Raw genomic sequence first — 19,263 nt, 5'->3', positions numbered from 1 at the left:
ATGGCGACTGTGTTCGAACATCGGCGCGCGTCCGCGTGCGCCTGAAAGAGTCTTGATGCTGCTCGTCGTCGAACAGTTCCTGAACGGATTGCAGTTCGGCCTGCTGCTGTTTCTGCTTGCCGCCGGCCTGACGCTGGTGTTCGGGATCATGGATCTCGTCAACCTCGCGCACGGCTCGCTCTACATGATGGGCGCCTATTTCGCTGCGACCTTCGCGGCGTGGACCGGCAGCTTCCTGCTCGGCGCGCTGCTGGCGCTCGGTGCGACGCTGGTGCTCGGCATCGTACTGGAAATGAGCGCGCTGCGACATCTCTACGGGCGCGACCATCTCGACCATGTGCTCGCGACCTTCGGCCTCATCCTGTTCTTCAACGAAGCCGTGCGCTTGATCTGGGGACCGGCGGGCCTTGCGCTGCCGCTGCCGGCCTGGCTCACGGTGCCGGTGCCGATCCTGCCCGGCATTCACTATCCGGCCTACCGCCTCGCCATCATCATCGTCGCGCTGCTGGTGGCGCTGCTGCTCTATCTCGGCGTGATGCGCACCCGCATCGGCATGCTGATCCGCGCCGGCGCCTCCAACCGCGAGATGATCGGTGCGCTCGGCATCAACATCAAGCTGCTCTACACGCTGGTGTTCGGCCTGGGCGCCGCACTCGCCGGCCTCGCAGGCCTGATGCAGGCGCCGATCCTCACCGTGCAGATCGGCATGGGCGAGAACATCCTGATCCTCGCCTTCGTCATCATCGTGATCGGCGGCATCGGTTCGATCCGCGGCGCATTCCTGGCCGCGATCTTCGTCGGCATGATCGATACGCTCGGCCGTGCCTTCCTGCCCAATCTGCTGCGGCAGGTGCTGAGCGGCGCCGCTGCCTCCACCGCCGCGCCTGCGCTGTCATCCATGCTGATCTATCTCCTGATGGCGATCGTGCTGGTGGTGCGGCCGGAGGGGCTGTTTCCGGCCAACCGTCGATGAAGGGTTTGAGCGTGAGCAAGGCCGTCACGGCCCTGATGCTGGCGGGCCTCGTGCTGCTGCCGCTCTATTCCTCCCTGTCCGGCAACATCTTCATCCTGACGCTGTTCACGCGCATCGTCATCCTGGCGCTTGCGGCCGCGAGCCTAAACCTGATCATGGGTTTTGGCGGCATGATGAGCTTCGGTCACGCCGCCTATCTCGGCATCGGCGGCTATGCGGTCGGCATGCTCGCGCAGGAAGGCGTGGGAAGCGGCTTCGCCCAATTCCCGGTCGCGCTTGCGGCGTCCGCGATCTACGCGCTGGTGATCGGCGCGCTGTCTTTGCGTACCCGCGGCGTCTATTTCATCATGATCACGCTGGCTTTCGCGCAGATGGCCTATTACGTCGCCTCGGGCCTCGCGCGCTATGGCGGCGATGACGGCCTCACCGTTTACAAGCGCAGCGATTTCTCCGGTCTGATCAACCTGTCGAACCGCACGCAGTTCTATTATCTCTGTCTCGCCTGCCTGTTCGGCGTGATCTTCCTGATCTGGCGCATCGTCAATTCGCGCTTCGGCCTCGTCGTGCAGGGCCTGCGCTCCAACGAGCAGCGCATGCAGGCGATTGGCTTCCCGGCAAAACGCTATCAGCTCGTCTGCTTCGTCATCTCAGGCACGATGTGCGGTCTCGCCGGCGCGCTGCTCGCCAACAACACAGATTTCGTCAGTCCTGCCGTGATGTACTGGACCCGTTCCGGCGACCTCATGGTGATGGTGATTCTGGGGGGCATGGGCACGCTGTTCGGCCCCGTCATGGGTGCGGTGGTCTATCTGCTGCTGGAAGAGTTCCTGTCGCAGATCACTGAATATTGGGCGCTGATCATGGGCCCGCTGCTGCTGTTGATCGTGCTGTTCGGCCGCGGCGGCATCATGGGCCTGCTCGGGAGGATCGGCCGTGGCTGAACCGCTGCTCCGCGTCGAAAAGCTGGTGCGCCGCTTCGGCGGTATCGTCGCGACCGATCACGTCTCGCTCGATGTCGCGGCGGGCGAGCTGCACGCCATCATCGGCCCGAACGGCGCCGGCAAGACCACGCTGATCAGCCAGCTCACTGGGCATCTCGCGCCGCATTCCGGCAGCGTCTCGCTTGGAGGGCGCGATATCACTTACTTGCCGGCCTATCGCCGCTGCGCGCTGGGCCTCGCACGCTCGTTCCAGATCACTTCGCTCCTGCTCGACTTCACCGCTGCCGACAATGTCGCGCTGGCGGCGCAGGCGCACGCCGGCACCTCGTTCCGCTTCTTCGCCAATGCCCGCAAGGAGAAGGGCTTGCGCGACGCCGCGTACGCCGCGCTCGACCGCGTCGGCCTTGCCCACCGCGCCGACGTCCAGGTGTCGAAGCTGAGTCATGGCGAGCGGCGCCAGATCGAGCTTGCCGTCGCGCTCGCGAGCAAACCGAAATTGCTGTTGCTCGACGAGCCCATGGCCGGTCTCGGCGTCACCGAATCTCAGGGCATGGTCAAACTGCTCCAGGAGCTGCGCAAAGAGGTCTCGATCGTGCTGGTCGAGCACGACATGCCCGCGGTGTTCGCGCTCGCGGACCGCATCTCGGTGCTGGTCTATGGCCGCGTCATCGCCTCCGGCGATCCCGACGTGATCCGTGCCAATGAAGACGTCAAGCGCGCCTATCTCGGCGACCAGCATGTGGTGACGCATCATGGCTGACACGCTGCTCGACGTCGAAGGCATCGAGACTTGCTACGGCCTCAGCCAGGTGCTGTTCGGCCTGTCGCTGTCGATCAAGCCGGGCGAGATGGTATCGCTGATGGGCCGCAACGGCATGGGCAAGACCACAACGATCCGTTCCATCATGGGCCTGACGCCGGCACGATCGGGCGCGATCCGCTTTGCGGGCACTGACGTGCGGACGCAGCCGTCCTATCGGATCGCGAAGCTTGGCGTCGGGTTGGTCCCCGAAGGACGCCAGATCTTCCCCAACCTCACCGTCCGCGAAAATCTTGTCGCGGCCGCGGCCGATCGCTTTGGCAGCGCCAATCCCTGGACGCTCGCCGCGATCTATGTGCTGTTCCCGCGGCTCGCCGAGCGCGCCGCCAACATGGGCAACCAGCTTTCCGGCGGTGAGCAGCAGATGCTGGCCATCGGCCGTGCGTTGATGACCAACCCAAAGCTCCTGATCCTGGACGAAGCGACCGAGGGTCTTGCGCCATTGATCCGTGACGAGATCTGGAATTGCCTGTCGATGCTGAAGAGCCGGGGCCAGTCGATCCTGGTCGTCGACAAGAACGTCGACCATCTCGCCCGCATATGCGACCGCCATTACATCATCGAACGCGGCAAGACGGTCTGGTCCGGGACGTCGGACGAGCTGATGGCCGAGCCGGACCTGCAGCACAAGTACTTGGGAATTTAGTTGCGGGTGACGCGCGCGGTCTCGCGTCATATTCACTGGCGTCCCGGCCTAGTGCGCAATTGCGCACGGGGGGCCGGGACCCATACCGCGGAATCTATCGAGTGCGCGCGGATCTGCGCTTCGCTTGTCCAGGACGATGAAGCAACTCAATTCGAGCTATCGATCAAGTTCTCCAGCAGCCGCTTCAACTCGCTCGTCGATTTGTCGCCGTAGCTCTCCAGGATGTGCTCCTCCTGGTCCACCGCGAGTGAGTTGAGCTTCTTGCACAGCACCTTGCCGCGGTCGGAGATGAACATCAGCACCTTGCGGCGGTCGTTGGGGTCCTGCAGGCGATAGACCAGCGTGTCGGAGACCATGCGGTCGATCATCTTGGTCAGCGTCGGATGGTTGAGCAGCACCGCGTCGGCAAGCTCGCCCATCGAGTGGCCGTCGCCGTCCGACAGCACTTTCAGGATGCGCCACTGCTCGACGGGAACTCCCTCCTTGCTGAGGCGCAGTTCCAGCTGCCGGTTGATCTCCCGGTTGGCTTGCGCGAGCAGGTAGGCGAGGTGTTCGGTGATGGGAGCGTTCGATTTTGCCACGGCTAAGACTTCGTCTTGACCCAAATGAGTGAATGTCTTGCAATCAATGCTGCATCTATATGCACTTCAATTGTTGAATATTCAATATTTTCAAAATAGGATCATTGCCCAACAAAAGGGCGGAAGCCGCGGCCGCCTGCTCAATGTGCTTTCAGGTCTGGTGCCAGACAGGAGTTGGCGTGCGCGCGACGGTAAACTTCCCGGCTCACGGCGGTCCGGCGTTGCCGCCGTCTTTGCTGTTCAGGAATCTGTCGTCATCGGCGGCTGATGGCGCGCTGTCGCCGCGCGATCACGCCCTCTTCAAGCGGCGCGGCACCAACAGGCTGCGTGTCGGCGGCTTCATCTGCTGCACGGGATCCCCGGGCGTCTGGGGTCCCTGCGCGACCAATTCCGCGCAGCTCGCCGTTGCCGAGATCAACAAGCGCGGCGGCATCCTCGGTCGCGAGATCGAGTTTTCCGTCTACGATGCCGGCGGTCCGCTGGACGAGGTGCTGAACCGCGCCGAGCAGGCGATCGCCTTCGACGAGCTCGATCTCATCGTCGGCCTGCACACCAGTGCGGTCCGCGTCGCCTTGCGCGATATCACCACAAGGCATCGCATCCCCTATATCTACACACCGGTCTACGAAGGCGGCGAGCGCACGCCGGGCGTGATGGCGATCGGCGAGACGCCGCGCTGGCAGAGCCGGCCGTCGATCCACTGGCTCGCTGACGTCAAGAAGGCGAAGCGCTGGTACCTGATCGGCAGCGATTACGTCTGGCCCTGGCAGTCGCACCGCGCGGTGAAGAACTACATCAAGGAAACCGGCGGCCACGTCGTCGGCGAGGAGTTCGTCCCGCTCGGCGAGGACAATCACGAGCCGCATCTGGCGCGCATCCGCGCCGCGCGGCCGGACGTGGTGCTGATCTCGCTGATCGGCACCGACAGCAGCGCCTTCAACCGTGCCTTCGGCGAATGCGGCCTGGGGGCCACCACGCTGCGGCTCGCCGGCGCCATGGACGATACCGTGCTGCTCGGCATCGGCGCCGACAACAGCGAGAACATGTTCTGCGCCTCCGGCTATTTCACCGGCACCGGCGCGCGCGCCAATGACGACTTCCAGGGCCGCTATCGCGCGATGTTCGGCCCGAACGCGCCGCCGATCGGCTCGGTCGGTCAGTCCGGTTACGAAGGCATGCGCTTTCTCGAAGCGGTCGCCAACAAGGCGGGCTCATTGGCGATGGGCCCGATGCTCAAAGCCGGCCGCAACATCGTCTACAGCGGCGCGCGCGGAACGGTCACCGTTCGCGACGGGCGCGCGCGGATGCCGATGCATCTCGCCGAGGCCGATGGTCTCGATTTCAAGCTGATCAAGCCGATCTGACCGGCGCGCGACAATTCGCAGGGCGCCTGAGCGCAAAATAATACTTGAGAAGGAAAATATTTCCGTTTTGAATGTTTCCGCGAGGCCGATGGTGCGTCGCGCCGGGGCGGCCACGCCCATCTTCGTTTCAAGAAACTTCAGGAGAGCGCCGTGACAGTTGTCCTTCCCACGCCAGCCCAGCTTCGCAGCGTCGCCGAGCAGTGCGGCCTTTCACTGACCGACGACGACGTCGCCTCGTTCCGCGGTCTGATGCAGGGCTCGATCGAGGCCTACAATCTCGTCGCCGCGATGCCCGACGAGGTGCCCGAGGTGAAATACCCGCGCACGCCGGGCTACCGGCCCTCAGCAGAGGAGAACCCTCGCAATGCCTGGTATCGCAAATCGACGGTGAAGGGTGCGGCCAGCGGCAAGCTCAAGGGCAAGACGGTGGCCTTGAAGGACAACATCATGCTGGCCGGCGTGCCCATGACCAATGGCTCGTCGACCCTGGAAGGCTATATGCCCGATTTCGACGCCACCATTGTCACGCGCATGCTGGATGCCGGCGCCGAGATCGTCGGCAAAACGCATTGCGAGCACTTCTGCCTGTCCGGCGGCAGCCACACCGGCTCCTACGGCCCGGTGCATAATCCGCACAAGATGGGCTACTCCGCCGGCGGCTCGTCGTCGGGCTCGGGCGTCGTGGTTGCGCTCGGCGAGGTCGACATGGCGATCGGCGGCGATCAGGGTGGCTCGATCCGCATGCCGTCCTCGTTCTGCGGCATCTACGGCATGAAGCCGACCTGGGGCCTCGTGCCCTACACCGGGATCATGCCGATCGAGATCTATGTCGATCATACCGGCCCGATGACCGCGACGGTCGCCGACAATGCGCTGCTGCTCGAAGTGCTCGCCGGCGACGACGGCTACGATCCGCGCATCAAGGCACCGAAGGTCGAGGAGTACACCAAAGCGCTCGGCCAGGGCGTCAAGGGCATGAAGATCGGTATCGTCAAGGAAGGCTTCGAGCAGCCGGGCGCAGAGGCCGTGGTGAATGAAAGTGTTCGCGAGGCGGCGAAACGCTTTAAGGATCTTGGCGCCAGCGTGGAGACGGTGTCGATCCCGATGCATCTCCTGGGCGGCGCAATCTGGACACCCATCGGCACAGAAGGTCTGACGCAGACCATGATGTTCGGCGATGGCTACGGGCTCAGCCGCGGCGATCTCTATTCGACCTCGCTGATGGATTTCCATCGCGGCTGGCGCCGCCAGGCCGATTCGCTGTCCGAGACCACCAAGCTGTTCATGATGCTCGGTACCTACATCAACAATAATTTCGGCCCACGCTTCTACGGCAAGGCGCTCAATATCTCGCGGCGGCTGACCGCGGCCTACGACAAGGCGCTCGGTGATTATGACCTGCTGCTGATGCCGACCACGCCGATGAACGCGACCAAGCTGCCGGAGCCCAATGCCAGCCGTGAGGACTACGTCGCCCGCGCGCTGGAGATGATCTCCAACACCGCGCCGTTCGACATCACCCACCATCCCGCAATGTCGCTGCCCTGCGGCATGGTCGACGGATTGCCGGTCGGCCTGATGCTGGTCGGCCGCATGTTCGAGGAATCCACCATCTACCGCGCCGCGCATGCCTTCGAGCAGGTCGGCGACTGGAAGAAGATGTGAGGGGCGCGCTGGTGCAGGCGGGGTGGATCGCATCCTATGGCTAACGCGTTCGTCGCGGCGTTCGAAATCCTGAGCTTTGGCGCGATCATCGTCCTGATCGTGCTGGGGCTCGGGATCATCGCCAGCATGATGGGCATCTTCAACTTCGCGCAGGGCGAGTTCGTCCTGCTCGGGGCCTACATCACCTATCTCGCCTATGCCAAGGGCCTGCCGATCTGGGCCGGCATGGTTGCCGCGCCCTTCCTGGTCGGCGCGCTCGGCTTCGTGCTGGAGGCGCTGATCATCCGCCGCTTCTATGCCGCGCCGATCGTGGCGATGCTCGGCACCTACGCGCTCGGACTGATCATCCGCGAATCCGTGCGCGGGCTGATCGGCGGCTTCTATCTCACGGTGCCCGAGCCGATCGGCGGCTCGATCGACATCGGCACCATGCACATCTCGGCGTGGCGCTTCACCATCATCGTCATCACGCTCCTGGTGATGGTCGGCTGCTATCTGCTGCTGTCGCGCACCAGCTTCGGCCTGCGCATGCGGGCCACGCTGGAGAATCCGTCGCTGGCGCGTGCGTCAGGCATTTCCACGCCGCTGATGTACGGCGCCACCTTCGCCTTTGGGTCGGCGCTCGCCGGCCTTGCCGGCGCGCTGATCGTGCCGGTGTTCAGCCTCTACGCCGATCTCGGCATCCGCTTCCTGATTCAGGGCTTTGTCGCCGTCATGGTCGGCGGTGTCGGGTCCTTCATTGGCCCGGTCGCCGGTGCCGGCGTCATCGGCACGCTTAGCGCCGCGCTGCCGTGGATCATGGCGCCCGTGGTCGCCGATGTCCTCGTCTTCGTTCTCGCCATTGCTTTCATCAAATTCCGCCCGCAGGGCCTCATCGCTGGAAAAGGGGTTTAGTCATATGTTCGATCGTCAACTCTCGCGTCGCCGCTTCCTGTCCAATTTTGCCTTCGCCTCCGGTGCCGTCGCGACCGGCGTCGGCAGCTGGGTGATCCCGGCGCCCTGGGCCAATGCGGCCGAAGCTCCCATCAAGGTCGGCATCGCGACCGACCTCACCGGCCCGATCGCCTACGCCGGCAATGCCGACGCCAACGTCGCCAAGATGGTGATCAAGGACATCAACACCGCGGGCGGCCTGCTCGGCCGTCCGCTCGAGCTCTACATCGAGGACACCGCGTCGAATGAATCGGTCGCGGTCGGCAACGTGCGGAAACTGATCCAGCGCGACAAGGTCGACATGGTGCTGGGCGGCATCACCTCGTCGATGCGCAATGCGATCAAGGACCCCATCGTGGCGCGCGGCAAGACGCTCTACATCTACCCGCAGCTCTACGAAGGCAAGGAGTGCACGCCCTTTCTATTCTGCACCGGCCCGACGCCGGCGCAGCAATGCGACGAGTTCATTCCCTGGCTGATCAAGAACGGCGGCAAGAAGTTCGCGCTGCCGAGCGCCAACTATGTCTGGCCGCACACGCTCAACGTCTATGCTCGCAAGGTGATCGAATCCAACGGCGGCGAGGTCGTGTTCGAGGAATACTATCCGCTCGACCAGATCGACTTCTCCTCGACCGTCAACCGCATTATCTCCAACAAGGTTGACGTCGTCTTCAACACCGTCATCCCGCCGGGTGTCGGCCCGTTCTTCAAGCAGCTTTATGAAGCGGGCTTCCTCAAGAATGGCGGTCGTCTTGCCTGCGTCTACTATGACGAGAACACGCTGAACATCAATCAGGCCAACGAGATCGAGGGCCTTGCGAGCTGCCTCGACTATTTCAAGGTGCTGACCAAGGAGAACCCGTTCGACGCCAAGATCCAGGCGGCCTACGAGAAGGATTTCCCGGGCAACTTCCTGTTCGCCGCCGGAAGCGCGGCGACCGGCACCTATCGTGGCCTGAAGCTGTGGGAAGCTGCGGTGAAGGAGGCCGGCAAGATTGACCGCGAATCGGTCGCCGCCGCGCTCGATCACGCCAAGATCGCCGAAGGTCCGGGCGGGCCGGCCGAGATGGTGCCGGGCAAGCGGCACTGCAAGATGAAGATGTACACCGCGGTCGCCAAGGGCGGGAATTACGAGATCGTCGGACGCAGCGATGGTCTCGTCGATCCCAAGGAATGCTAAGCTCGTATGTCGAAGTCGATGAGCGCAGTGAAACAGGCGATCCCCGCCGAGCTCGGCGGGGAGACGGATGTCGCAATGACTGAACGCGTAGCGACCGCCCAGGCTGTCGCCGGTCGAAAAGTCCTGCCGGTCGTGGAGGGCGTGGTGCTCGTCGCCGCGCTGCTCGCGCCGCTGGTGCTGCAGGATTACCTCACGGTGTTCGCGACGCGCGTGGTCATCCTGGCGCTGTTCGCGCTGTCGTTTGACCTGGTCTGGGGCTATGCCGGCATCATGAGCTTCGGCCAGGCCCTGTTCTTCGGTTCGGCTGGGTATGGCGTCGCGCTGCTCGCGCGCGACCTCGACATCACCAACATCTTCCTGGTGCTGCCGGCAGGCACGCTGATCGGCCTCACCTTCGCGCTGCTGCTCGGCGGCTTTCTGCTGCTGGGCCGGCATCCCTCCAGCGTGATCTTCGTGTCACTCGGCACTCTCACGGGCTCCTACGCCGCCGACCGGCTCGCGCGCGGCTGGTATTATCTCGGCGGCCAGAACGGCATCCCCTCGATTTCATCGATGACGCTTGGTGGCTACGAATTCTCTGAAGGCCCGGCGTTCTATTACCTCGTTCTCGGCATCCTCATCGTCGTCTATCTGCTCTGCCGCTTCCTGGTGCGCTCGCAGTTTGGCCTGGCGCTCGCGGGCTTGCGCGAGAACGAGCAGCGCATCGCTTTCTTCGGCTACAAGGCGCAGCACCTCAAGGCAATCATCTTCGCGATCGGCGGCGCCATCGCCGGACTTGCCGGCAGCCTCTATGCCTTCCACGAAGGCTTTGTCTGGCCCAATATGGTCGGTGTCGTCGTCTCGACGCAGGTCGTGCTTTACGTGCTGTTCGGCGGCTCCGGCACGCTGATCGGCGCCGTCATCGGCACCGTCATCGTCGAGGGCGTCAGCTTCTGGCTATCGGATAATTATCGCGACATCTGGCCGATCATTCTGGGTGTGTTGTTGCTGCTGGTGATCCTGTTCCGGCCGCTCGGGCTGATCAGCTTTGTGCTGGGCGAGCGCGAGCGGGTCGGCAGCTTCAGTGCCAAGCGGAAGGAGAAGCGAAATGCCGCTCCTTGAAGCCGCGGGCATCTCAAAGATCTTCGGCAAGCTCACTGCGCTCGACGGCGCCGCGCTCACCGTCGACGAGAACGAGTTTCATGGCCTGATCGGCCCGAACGGCTCCGGCAAGAGCACGCTGATGAAGTGCATCGCCGGCGCGGAAGTCCCGACGCAGGGCAAGGTGAGCTTCGTCAACACCGACATCACCGCGTTCACGCCGACCGAGCGTGCGCGCGCCGGCATGAGCCTGAAATTCCAGATCACCTCAGTCCTGCCGTCGCTGACGCTGTACGACAACATCCTGCTCGCGCTGCAGGCGCAGTCCTCGCTGCTCGATCTCGTGTTCTCGCGCACGCGCGGCGCGCTGCATGATCAGGTCATGACCATGCTGACGCAATTCCGCCTTGCCGACCGCGCCTTCGACGCGGCGGCCGCGCTGTCGCACGGCCAGCAGCAATGGCTCGAGATCGCGATGGCGCTCGCGGGCAAGCCGAAACTTCTGCTGCTCGACGAGCCGACCGGCGGCATGAGCCTGGAGGAGCGCCGCGTCACCGGCGAATTGCTGCAGCCGATCAAAAAACATTGCTCGCTCGTCATCGTCGAGCACGACCTCGACTTCATCCGCGACATCTGTGATCGGTTGACCGTGCTCGACCAGGGCAAGGTGCTGGCTTCAGGCACCGTGCCGGAGATCCAGGCCAACACATCCGTCCAGGAGATTTATCTGCGCCGTGCCTGAATTTTTGGACATCAAGCATCTCGACGCCGGCTATGGCCGCAGCCAGGTCCTGTTCGACGTCAACCTCGGCATTCCCTGGCGCGGCGGCGTCGCCGTGCTCGGTCGCAACGGCGCGGGCAAGACCACGCTGATGAAGACCATCGTCGGCGAGCTGCCGGCGTGGAAGGGCGAGATCGGCTTCGACGGCCGCGACATCAGCCGCCGCCGGCCGGAGGAGCGCGTCCGCGCCGGCATCGGCTATGTGCCGCAGGAGCACTCGGTGTTCGCGCGCCTGTCGGTGCGCGACAATCTCGCGGTCGGCTCGCTCTTCAACAAGGATGTCAGCGCGGTCGACCGCGTGCTGGCGATCTTTCCGAAGCTCGGCCAGCGCCTCGACCAACCCGCCGGCACGCTCTCCGGCGGCGAGCGCAAGATGCTCGCCATCGGCCGCGCCATGTTAGGGGATCCAAAGCTGCTGCTGCTGGACGAGCCGACCGAGGGCGTCTGGATCGGCGTGATCGAGGAGATCACCGAGCGCCTGATCGAGCTCGCCAAGAGCATCGCCGTCATCATCGTCGAGCAGCATCTCGACCTCGCGCTGCGCGTCGCCGACTACGCCTACGTGCTGGATCGCGGAAGAGTCGCGCTGCAAGGCGCAGCGGGCGAGGTGCGGGGCGATCCGGAGCTGATGCGGTACCTGGCACCGTAGGGTTGGGCGAGGCGCGCCGCTCTCGCCCAGAACTCAGTACGCCGCGGCTTATCGGTTCAAAAACTGCTGTCTCTGGAATACTGGATCGCCCGCTTTCGCGGGCGATGACGGCGGAGTTCGTTTCGAGAGCGAAGCCGCCCTTATTTCAACGCGCCAAAGCGGCTGTCGAACGAGTTGGACGACACCACGGGTGCAGCGCCGGCCATCTGGCCGCTGTCACCATCGTTCACCGACGGCTTCAGCGCGGGCCGCGTTGCGGCGACCTTGGTCTCCGCGGGCTTTGCCGGCTCGGCGGGCTTGGCGGCAACGGCCGGCTTATCCTTTGGGGTATCGCGATGGACGAGATGGGTCACCGCGGCCTTCAGCTTGGAGGCCGTGCTCGGCGCTGCGGGGGCCGGGGTCACGGAGGCGGTCGCTTGCGGCGGCGGCGTGGTCGCCGTGGTGTCGGCGGTGCTGAAGCCCATCTTGCGGCCGATATTGGAGAAGAAGCCGCCGGATTTTTCGGCAGGCTGAACCGAGGCGACGCGTGTGTTGGTCGCGGGCGCGCTGACGGCGACGACCGGCTCTTCCTGCGGCGCGGAGGCGGCCGGCTCGAGGTTCGGCTTCGGCGGGTTGACGGTGCCGGGGATTGTGCCCGGCGCCTTCGACATCGCCAGCATCTGCAGCGTATTGCCTTCGGCGCCTTCCGACAGGCCGGTCGAGCCTTCCGGAATCTTGGCTGCGAAGACCTTGTTCATGCCGCCGTCGATGCCGGTGTTCATGCGCGCCACCGGCGTGCCCTTGGCGACGAGCTTGCTGTACTCGGCCTCGTCGCGCTGCTCCTTCTCGCGCACGGCGCTGGCGATGTCTTCGGGGATCACGTAGGCCGGGCACTTGGCGGAGGCATCGAACACGGGATCGCGCTTGGCGTCGGGCGCCTTGGCCGCGTCGAACACGTACTTCTTCTCGCAGAAGTCGACCTTCGGCTCCTGCCGCGTCACCTCGAAATGATCATAGCCCTCCTTGATCATCTTCCAGAAGGCCATGTTCGGATTGTTGCGGTGCTTGGCCATGTTCACCGGCGTCATCCTGAAAGGATAGGCCTGGAACTGGAACGCCTTCTGGCCGCCGAAGAATGACTCGCGCCCGAGCGAATAGATTTCGGCGATCTGCTCGTCCGTCATGGCGTAGCAGCCGCGTGACGAACAATCGCCATGCACCATCAACTGCGAGCCGGTGCGCCCCAAGGCGCGGTCGAACGCGTTGGGGAAGCCGGTGTTGAACGAGAGGTAATAGGCCGACTGCGGATTCATCTGGCTTGGATTGATCGAGTAGAATCCTTCCGGCGCCTGGCGGTCGCCTTCCCGCACCTTCGGTCCGAGATCGCCCGACCAGCGGCAGATCGGATAGGTCTTGAGCAGCGCAAACTGGCCTGATCGGGTCTGCTTCCAGATCTCGAGCTCGGCTTCCTGTTTGAACAGGCGGATCAGGATCGGCGAATTCAGATCCATATCTTTCTCGCCCATCGCGGCGATGAGCTTGGGCGAGACCGGCTGATTGGCCTTGGCGTTGGTCGCCAGCGACACCTGATCGGTATCGCAGCCGGCGAGCACGATGCTGACGGCAAGCGCAACCGAAGCCAAGAGCGCGCGAGCAAGCGAACGAGAATTCAAGATGGACCCCACAACGTGCCGGGCGGAAGCGCGAACCCCGATTTGTGGAGCTTGGCCTGACCGGACAGCCGGACTTTTTCAGACCAAACCCCAGCGCTTATGCCCTGAAGCCATTGATTAAAATTCTAACCTCCGCCCCTTGAGGTCGCAACCCGACCGGGGATCACGAGCCCGTTGGCGCGGCGGCGTGGTCAACAGAGACTTAAACTGGGCCGGAACTTGGACTTTGCAGTCGAACCGGTACTGAGATCGCCGATTTGGGCAAAAAAAGGGTTAATGCGGGGTTACCGGGCCACCAAACCGTCATTCCGGGGCGCCCGAAGGGCGAACCCGGAATCTCGAGATTCCGGGTTCGATGCTGCGCATCGCCCCGGAATGACGATGAATCAGCCCAGTTTCCGGCCGATATCGAGGAATTTCTGCCGGCGCTGCTTGCGGATGGCCTCGCCGTCCATGCCGCGGAGCTCGTCGAAGGCCTTGGCGATGGCGTCTCCGGTGGTGGCGATCATGGCGGCGGGGTCGCGATGGGCGCCGCCGACCGGCTCCTTCAGGATGCTGTCGATCACCCCGAAGCGCAGCATGTCCTGGGCGGTGATCTTCATGTTGTTGGCGGCTTCCTGCGCCTTGGAGCCGTCGCGCCAGAGGATCGAGGAGGCGGCTTCCGGCGAGATCACGCTGTAGATCGCGTGCTCAAGCATCAAGACCTTGTTGGCGGTGGTGATGGCGATGGCGCCGCCCGACATGCCTTCGCCGGTGATGATGGCAACGTTCGGCACTGTCAGCGCCATGCAGGCATCGGTCGAGCGTGCGATCGCTTCAGCCTGGCCGCGCTCTTCGGCGCCGATGCCGGGATAGGCGCCGGCGGAATCGGCCAGCGACAGCACCGGCAGGCCGAACCGCTCGGCCATCTCCATCAGCCGCACGCATTTTCGATAGCCCTCGGGGCGCGCCATGCCGAAATTGTGCTTGATGCGGCTCTCGGTGGAATCGCCCTTTTCCTGGCCCATCACGCAGATGGCTTCGCCGCGGAAGCGGCCGAAGCCCGCGACCAGTGCCTCGTCCTCGCCGAACTTGCGGTCGCCGGCGAGCGGGGTGAATTCGGTGATCAGGCCCTTGATGAAGTCGTTGAAATGCGGCCGCTGCGGATGCCGCGCCACCAGCGTCTTCTGCCAGGGCGTCAGGTTTTGATAGAGGTCGGCCAGCGCCTGCGCGGCCTTGTCCTCGATCCGGCCGATCTCCTCGGCGATGTCGGTGCCGGAGGCAGCGAGCGTCCTGAGCTCATCGACCTTGGAGTCGAGCTCGGCGACGGGCTTTTCGAAGTCGAGATAGCTGCGCATCTGGTCTGGCATCGTTTCAATATAGGGGGACGGGACGACGAGGCGAAGCGAGGCTGGCTTCAGGAAAAGAAGTTTAGCTTCTTCAAGGGGTTGACCTGTGCGCTCTCGGGAGCGCGCCAAATCAAGGATAAGGCCACGGCTCTTTCTGCGGAGATGTGGCCGAAGTCAAGGCGGATTAGCCCTCCGCGGAGCGGTGGCGGCTACTTCTCCGCCAGCGGATGCAGGTCGCGCACCAGGCTCTTCAGCCGTTCCTCGACCACGTGGGTGTAGATCTGGGTGGTCGAGATGTCGGTATGGCCAAGCAGGGTCTGCACGATGCGCAAGTCGGCGCCGTTGTGCAGCAGGTGGCTCGCGAACGCGTGCCGCAGCACGTGCGGAGAGACCAGCCGTGCTTGCAGTCCCGAAGCGACCGCGAGCTCCTTGAGGTCGCGGGCGAAATGCTGCCGCGTCAGATGCCCGCTCTCGCCGAAGGAGGGAAACAGCCATTTCGTAGCGGCGAGGCTGCCCTTCTTCTCGCCCTTGGAGGCTTCCGTCGCACCGAGATAATCCGCCATCGCCTGCCGCGAGGCCTCGTTGAGCGGCACCAACCGTTCCTTGTCGCCCTTGCCGCGCACCACGATCATGCGGGCGTCGCGCTTGGCCGCCGTGCGTGGCAGCGACACCAGCTCGGAGACGCGCAGGCCCGTGGCGTAGAGCACCTCGAGCAGACAATAGAGCCGCAACGCCCGCAGCCGCTGCGAGGGCGAAGCGTCCGCCGCCTCGCTCATCTCCTTGGCGCGGCGGAGCATGCGGTCGACATCCGAGATCGACAGCACCTTCGGCAGGCCGCGGCCGCGCTTGGGGCCAGACAGGATCGCCGCGGGATCTTCGGTTCGGATGCGCTCGTTCAGCAGGAAGCGGAACAGGTGCCGCATCGCCGACAGCCGCCGCGCGACGCTGGAGGATTTGAAGCCGCGCGCATCGAGGTCGCCAAGATAATCGCGCAACGTCTGCGTCTCGGCGTCCACAAAGCTGTGGCCAGCTCGGGTCAGAAACTCGGAAAAATCGGTGAGGTCGCGCCTGTAAGCATCGAGCGTGTTGGGCCCGGCACCCTGTTCCGCCGCGAGCATGTCGAGGAACAGGCCGGTGAGCTTGGCGTCGGAGGGCTTGGCGGAGGATTTGCGCATGCCCTTCAGGCTAGCTCCTATTTCTTGAGAAACTTATCCGGCGGGATCGTCACCGTCATTTCCCGCGGCTTCGGATTGACGAAGTTGGCCAGCGCGAACACCACGCCATAGACGATGCCGGCGATCACGGCGACGACCGTCAGGAAGCGGAACAGGCTGGGCATCGGGCAAGGTCTCGATACGGGTCTTGAACGGGCAAATTAACCAATGAAATCATCCAACATGTTCGCCGGGTCATAGCAAGAGTCCTCTGGCGAGGGCCCCGAGGGGGTCGTATAGGTGGCCGGGATGCCGCCTTTGGCGGCAGTTTGAGCGAGATCCAATCGAGCCAATAATGTCCGACGCCGAGTTGCCAGTACAAGCGAGCCCTGAGGCCGACATCCTGTCGGCACTGGGCGGGCGTTCGATCGTGCTGGTCGGCATGATGGGCGTCGGCAAATCGACCATCGGTCGCCGCCTGGCGGCGCGGCTCAAGCTCACTTTTGTCGATGCGGATACCGAGATCGAGGCGGCGGCCGGCATGACCATACCGGAGATTTTCGAGCGCCACGGCGAGCAGCATTTCCGCGACGGCGAAGCGCGGGTGATCGCGCGCCTGCTGGAGGGCGGGCCGCTGGTGCTGGCGACCGGCGGCGGCGCCTTCATGCGCGAGGAGACGCGGAGCCGCATCGCGGCGAAGGCGATCTCGATCTGGCTCAGGGCGGACCATGACGTCATCATGCGGCGGGTGCGCCGCCGCGCGGACCGTCCGCTGCTGCAGACCCCCGATCCCGAAGGCACCGTGACGCGCCTGCTCACCGAGCGCGAGCCTGTTTACGGCAAGGCCGACCTCACCATCGCCTCGCGTGAGGTGCCGCATGACAAGATCGTCGAGGAATGCATCGAGACGCTGCACGCGTATCTCTGTGGTCCACCATCAGCCGATATCGCGAGTGCCGTTCGATGACCGCGCCTTTGAAACATTCCGATCCCGTCAATGTCGACGTCGCGCTCGGCGATCGCGCCTATGACATCGTCATCGGCCGCGGCGTGCTGTCTTCGCTCGGTGAGCGGGTCGCGGCTTTGCGTCCCGGTGTGCGCACGGCCATCGTCACCGACCGCACTGTCGCAAAATACTGGCTCGAGCCCACGGAAGCCTCGCTCGCCGCCGCCGGCATTCCGACCTCGCACGTCATCGTCGAGGAAGGCGAGATCTCCAAGACCTATGCCGGCCTGGAAAAAGTCAGCGAAGCCCTGATCGCCGCCAAGATCGAGCGCAACGATCTCGTCATCGCGCTCGGCGGCGGCGTCGTCGGCGATCTCGCCGGCTTTGCCGCTGCGATCCTGCGCCGTGGCGTCGATTTCGTGCAGGTGCCGACCTCGCTGCTGGCGCAGGTCGATTCCTCCGTCGGCGGCAAGACCGGCATCAACTCGCCGCAGGGCAAGAATTTGCTCGGCGCCTTCCACCAGCCGGTGCTTGTCATCGCCGACACGGCCGTGCTCGACACGCTGTCGCCGCGGCAATTCCGCGCCGGCTATGCCGAGGTCGCAAAATACGGCGTGCTCGGCGACGAGGCCTTCTTCACCTGGCTGGAGAAGAATCACGCTGACATCTTCAAGGGCGGCTCCGCGCGCGAGCATGCGATCGCGACCTCCTGCCGCGCCAAGGCCGGCGTCGTTTCGCGTGACGAGCGCGAGACCGGCGAGCGCGCGCTGCTCAATCTCGGTCACACTTTCGGCCACGCGCTGGAGGCCGCGACGGGTTTTTCCGACCGCCTGTTCCACGGCGAGGGCGTTGCGATCGGCATGACGCTGGCGGCGCAGTTCTCGACCAGGCTCGGCATGATCGGCGAGGCTGATGCGGCCCGCGTCGAACGCCACCTGATCGAAGCCGGCTTGCCGACGCGCTTGCAGGACATCGCCGGCTTTGCGCAGGAGGGGCTCGCCGATGCCGACGCGCTGATGGCGCTGATGGCGCAGGACAAGAAGGTCAAGCGCGGCAGGCTCACCTTCATCCTGCTGCAGGCCGTCGGGCGCGCCGTCATTGCCAAGGACGTCGAGCCGACCCCGGTGCGCGACTTCCTGAAGGACAAGCTCGCGCAAAAGGCTTGATGCGCGGCGGAACGATCAAAGCGTTTTCGAGCGAAGTGGATACCGGTTCGCGTCAAGAAAACGCGTCAAAAGAAGAGCTTTGAGAGTCTCATGGATTGGCTCGGCTTCACCATCGTCATCATCTGCCTGCTGGTCTCGGGCTTCTTTGCCGCGAGCGAGACCGCGCTGACCGGCGCCTCGCGCGCCAGCATGCTGCGGCTCTCCAAGCAGGGCAATCGCGACGCCGACGTGGTCTCGCGGCTGCTCGACATGCGCGAGCGCCTGATCGGCGCGCTGCTGCTCGGCAACAACATCGCCAATATCACCGCATCGGCGCTGGCGACCTCCATCTTCACCGCCTGGTTCGGCGATGTCGGCGTGCTCTATGCCACCGGCGTGATGACGGCGCTGGTCGTGATCTTCGCCGAAGTGCTGCCCAAGACCATCGCCATCAATGCGCCGGACCGCATGGCGCTCGCGGTCGCGCGCCCGATGCGGCTGACGATGTATGTGCTGGGTCCGTTGCTGCGGGTCGTCGAAATCATCGTGCGCATGTTGATGCGCGGCTTCGGCCTCGCCGGCGAGCATCAGGCGATCCTGTCGCCGACCGAGCGCCTGCGCGGTGCGGTCGACCTGTTGCATCACGAGGGCAAGGTCGAGAAGCAGGACCGCGACATGCTCGGCGGCCTGCTGGATTTGCGCGAGCTCCAGGTCTCCGACGTCATGATCCATCGCACCGAGATGATGATGATCAACGCCGATCTGCCGCCGGAGGAGCTGGTGCGTGAGGTGCTGGCGACCGAATACACCCGCATCCCGCTCTGGCGCGAGAAGCCGGAAAACATCATCGGCGTGCTCCACGCCAAGGATCTCCTGCGCGCGATCCGCGCCTCCGACGGCGACACTTCGCGCATCGACGTCTCCACCATCGCGCTGCCGCCCTGGTTCGTGCCGGAGATGCGCCCCGTGTCCGAGCAGCTCAAGGCATTCCGCCGCCGCAAGACCCATTTCGCGCTCGTCGTCGACGAATATGGCGAAGTCGAAGGTCTCGTGACGCTGGAAGACATTCTGGAAGAGATCGTCGGCGACATCTCAGACGAGCACGACGTCGTCGTCGCCGGCGTGCGCGCCCAGCCGGACGGCTCCGTCGTGGTCGACGGATCGGTGCCGATCCGTGACCTCAACCGTGCCATGGACTGGCGCCTGCCGGATGGCGAGGCAACCACGGTCGCAGGCCTCGTCATTCACGAGGCGCGCTCGATCCCCGACCGTGGCCAGAGTTTTACGTTCCACGGCTTCCGCTTCCGCGTGCTCCGCCGCGAACGCAACCGCATCACCGCGCTCCGTATTTCACCGGTCCCGCGCGAGGCCGAGATGGAAGAGGCAAAGCCGAGACGGGCGGGGACGTCGTTCTGATGCATGGTC

19 protein-coding genes are annotated in these 19,263 nt (G+C 64.5%); 14 read left to right on the top strand and 5 right to left on the bottom strand.

Translation table 11 applies throughout. The features are described from left to right. The first annotated feature begins 55 nt into the window (after window positions 1–55). The 4 genes from L6639_RS07010 to L6639_RS06995 are packed head-to-tail and all read left to right on the top strand — an operon-like array spanning window position 56 to window position 3,380. Complete coding sequence (locus tag L6639_RS07010) at window positions 56–973, top strand: branched-chain amino acid ABC transporter permease (RefSeq protein WP_092251677.1); 918 nt, start codon at window positions 56–58, stop codon at window positions 971–973. After that, the gene (locus L6639_RS07005; RefSeq protein ID WP_237860136.1) at window positions 970–1,914 is read left to right on the top strand and encodes a branched-chain amino acid ABC transporter permease; all 945 of its coding nucleotides are present in this window, start codon (window positions 970–972) and stop codon (window positions 1,912–1,914) included. The genes L6639_RS07010 and L6639_RS07005 overlap by 4 nt, the downstream gene beginning before the upstream one ends. Continuing rightward, window positions 1,907–2,674: an ABC transporter ATP-binding protein gene (locus L6639_RS07000; protein ID WP_237860134.1), complete on the top strand. Its 768-nt coding sequence runs from the start codon at window positions 1,907–1,909 to the stop codon at window positions 2,672–2,674. Before L6639_RS07005 ends, L6639_RS07000 begins: the two co-directional genes overlap by 8 nt. Then, the gene (locus L6639_RS06995) at window positions 2,667–3,380 is read left to right on the top strand and encodes an ABC transporter ATP-binding protein (RefSeq protein WP_237860132.1); all 714 of its coding nucleotides are present in this window, start codon (window positions 2,667–2,669) and stop codon (window positions 3,378–3,380) included. The genes L6639_RS07000 and L6639_RS06995 overlap by 8 nt, the downstream gene beginning before the upstream one ends. A 146-nt stretch (window positions 3,381–3,526) precedes the next feature. Here L6639_RS06995 and L6639_RS06990 read toward each other — a convergent pair whose 3' ends face one another. Continuing rightward, the gene (locus L6639_RS06990) at window positions 3,527–3,961 is read right to left on the bottom strand and encodes a MarR family winged helix-turn-helix transcriptional regulator (protein ID WP_237860130.1); all 435 of its coding nucleotides are present in this window, start codon (window positions 3,959–3,961) and stop codon (window positions 3,527–3,529) included. 179 nt (window positions 3,962–4,140) lie between these two features. Here L6639_RS06990 and L6639_RS06985 point away from each other — a divergent pair, with 179 nt between their 5' ends. The 7 genes from L6639_RS06985 to L6639_RS06955 all read left to right on the top strand — a co-directional run bounded on the left by L6639_RS06985 (window position 4,141) and on the right by L6639_RS06955 (window position 11,613). Continuing rightward, window positions 4,141–5,325, top strand: a complete 1,185-nt coding sequence (locus tag L6639_RS06985; protein ID WP_237860128.1) for a substrate-binding domain-containing protein — start codon at window positions 4,141–4,143, stop codon at window positions 5,323–5,325. A 150-nt stretch (window positions 5,326–5,475) separates the two neighbouring features. Continuing rightward, window positions 5,476–6,990 carry an amidase gene (locus L6639_RS06980; protein ID WP_237860126.1) on the top strand — a complete coding sequence of 505 codons (1,515 nt, stop codon included), beginning with the start codon at window positions 5,476–5,478 and terminating at the stop codon, window positions 6,988–6,990. 36 nt (window positions 6,991–7,026) lie between these two features. After that, a complete protein-coding gene (locus L6639_RS06975) occupies window positions 7,027–7,884 on the top strand; it encodes a branched-chain amino acid ABC transporter permease (RefSeq protein ID WP_237860124.1) in 858 nt (285 codons plus the stop codon). A gap of 4 nt (window positions 7,885–7,888) precedes the next feature. After that, entirely contained in the window at window positions 7,889–9,103 is a 1,215-nt protein-coding gene (locus L6639_RS06970) for a substrate-binding protein (RefSeq protein WP_237860121.1), read from the top strand. Window positions 9,104–9,109: 6 nt separating this feature from the next. Then, on the top strand, window positions 9,110–10,204 hold the full coding sequence (locus L6639_RS06965) for a branched-chain amino acid ABC transporter permease (protein WP_237860119.1): 1,095 nt from the start codon (window positions 9,110–9,112) through the stop codon (window positions 10,202–10,204). After that, on the top strand, window positions 10,191–10,925 hold the full coding sequence (locus L6639_RS06960; protein ID WP_237860117.1) for an ABC transporter ATP-binding protein: 735 nt from the start codon (window positions 10,191–10,193) through the stop codon (window positions 10,923–10,925). The genes L6639_RS06965 and L6639_RS06960 overlap by 14 nt, the downstream gene beginning before the upstream one ends. Beyond that, complete coding sequence (locus L6639_RS06955) at window positions 10,918–11,613, top strand: ABC transporter ATP-binding protein (protein ID WP_237860116.1); 696 nt, start codon at window positions 10,918–10,920, stop codon at window positions 11,611–11,613. Before L6639_RS06960 ends, L6639_RS06955 begins: the two co-directional genes overlap by 8 nt. Before the next feature lie 140 nt (window positions 11,614–11,753). On the opposite strand, the gene L6639_RS06950 is transcribed toward L6639_RS06955, so the two are convergent. From L6639_RS06950 to L6639_RS06935, 4 genes are all read right to left on the bottom strand, one after another. Then, window positions 11,754–13,265, bottom strand: coding sequence for a L,D-transpeptidase family protein (locus L6639_RS06950; protein ID WP_237860115.1), 1,512 nt, complete (start codon window positions 13,263–13,265; stop codon window positions 11,754–11,756). A gap of 386 nt (window positions 13,266–13,651) precedes the next feature. Beyond that, window positions 13,652–14,614, bottom strand: coding sequence for an acetyl-CoA carboxylase carboxyltransferase subunit alpha (locus L6639_RS06945; protein ID WP_128949359.1), 963 nt, complete (start codon window positions 14,612–14,614; stop codon window positions 13,652–13,654). Between the two features lie 188 nt (window positions 14,615–14,802). Further along, window positions 14,803–15,768 carry a site-specific tyrosine recombinase XerD gene (xerD, locus tag L6639_RS06940; protein WP_237860114.1) on the bottom strand — a complete coding sequence of 322 codons (966 nt, stop codon included), beginning with the start codon at window positions 15,766–15,768 and terminating at the stop codon, window positions 14,803–14,805. A 17-nt stretch (window positions 15,769–15,785) separates the two neighbouring features. Beyond that, a complete protein-coding gene (locus L6639_RS06935) occupies window positions 15,786–15,932 on the bottom strand; it encodes a hypothetical protein (RefSeq protein WP_035669499.1) in 147 nt (48 codons plus the stop codon). A 170-nt stretch (window positions 15,933–16,102) separates the two neighbouring features. Here L6639_RS06935 and L6639_RS06930 point away from each other — a divergent pair, with 170 nt between their 5' ends. From L6639_RS06930 to L6639_RS06920, 3 genes are all read left to right on the top strand, one after another. Further along, window positions 16,103–16,714, top strand: coding sequence for a shikimate kinase (locus tag L6639_RS06930; protein ID WP_237860112.1), 612 nt, complete (start codon window positions 16,103–16,105; stop codon window positions 16,712–16,714). Next, on the top strand, window positions 16,711–17,859 hold the full coding sequence (aroB, locus tag L6639_RS06925) for a 3-dehydroquinate synthase (protein ID WP_237860109.1): 1,149 nt from the start codon (window positions 16,711–16,713) through the stop codon (window positions 17,857–17,859). Before L6639_RS06930 ends, aroB begins: the two co-directional genes overlap by 4 nt. 90 nt (window positions 17,860–17,949) lie before the next feature. Beyond that, window positions 17,950–19,254, top strand: a complete 1,305-nt coding sequence (locus L6639_RS06920) for an HlyC/CorC family transporter (RefSeq protein ID WP_237860106.1) — start codon at window positions 17,950–17,952, stop codon at window positions 19,252–19,254. Window positions 19,255–19,263: the final 9 nt, after the last annotated feature.

Source organism: Bradyrhizobium zhengyangense (assembly GCF_022012555.1).
Taxonomy (GTDB): domain Bacteria; phylum Pseudomonadota; class Alphaproteobacteria; order Rhizobiales; family Xanthobacteraceae; genus Bradyrhizobium; species Bradyrhizobium zhengyangense.
This window is presented reverse-complemented; position numbering and strand designations above follow the sequence as displayed.